This is a genomic window from Hydrogenivirga sp. 128-5-R1-1 (assembly GCF_000171895.1).
In genome coordinates, this window is sequence record NZ_ABHJ01000476.1 from 1 (window position 1) to 1148 (window position 1148).

Sequence of the window (1148 nt, forward strand, 5' to 3'; positions counted from 1 at the left end):
CTCTTTTCTTGCTTTGTTTCTAATCTCAATAAGCATATTTATAAGTTCTTCATCAACTTTTTCTTCCTGCTTTATAGTTTCATATTTAGGTAGCTCTATGCACGGCTGTAAGCTGTCAAAAAATCCAAAAATATCTTTTGTAATGCTGTAAAGTGCATCAGCTGCCTCTTTGTAAGAAGATAGTGCTTTTTTAGAAATTCCTCCTTCTTTCACTGCTTTGTCTTTTAGTATATTCATTTCTCTAACAAGTCCATAAAGGGCAGCAAATGCTTCAGGTGTATTAAAATCATTACTCATTGCCCTGTAAAAATCCTGCTGTGCTTTTGCAGTTTTTCCATAAAGGTCTTCTTCAAAATCAGGATTTTCAGGGAGCTTTTCTAAAATTTCATACTCGTCAATGGCATTTTTTAGCCTTTCATAAGCTTTTTTCATCTCTTCCATTTTGTCCCATGAAAAATCAAGGGGACTTCTGTAATGAACTGATAAAACTAAAAGTCTTAATATATCTGGGTGATATTTCTGATATATTTCTTTTAATGTTATGTAGTTGCCTAAAGATTTTGACATTTTTTGACCGTTAACGGTAACAAGCCCATTGTGTATCCAGTATTTTGCAAAAGGTTTTTCTGATAGAGCCTCTGCCTGTGCTAGCTCATTTTCATGGTGAGGAAATGTTAAATCAAGACCTCCACCGTGTATATCAATTGTCTGCCCTAAATGTTTAAATATCATTGCTGTACATTCTGTGTGCCATCCTGGTCTTCCTTTACCCCATGGGCTGTCCCATGCAGGTTCTCCTGCTTTTGAAGCTTTCCAAAGGGCAAAATCAAGAGGGTCTTTTTTCTTTTCTCCTGGCTCAACCCTTGCTCCTGCTATAAGCTCATCAACACTTCTTTTTGAAAGTTTTCCATAATCTTTAAATTTCCTAACTGAAAAGTAAACATCTCCTTCCACTTCATATGCATATCCTTTTTCTATTAATTTTTGTATTAAATCAATGATGTCAGGAATATGTGTAGTAACTCTTGGTTCAACGTCAGCAGGTTCAATCTTAAAGTTTTCTGCATCTTCAAAGTAAGATTTTATATATCTATCAGATATTACTGTAAAAGGTAAACATTCTTTCTTTGCTCTATTTATAATTTTAT

General features: G+C 34.1%; 1 protein-coding gene. It reads right to left on the reverse strand.

What is annotated here, in order from left to right:
• The coding region (gene cysS, locus HG1285_RS00580; protein WP_008289628.1) for a cysteine--tRNA ligase at positions 1-1148 on the reverse strand (1148 nt) is incomplete at both ends.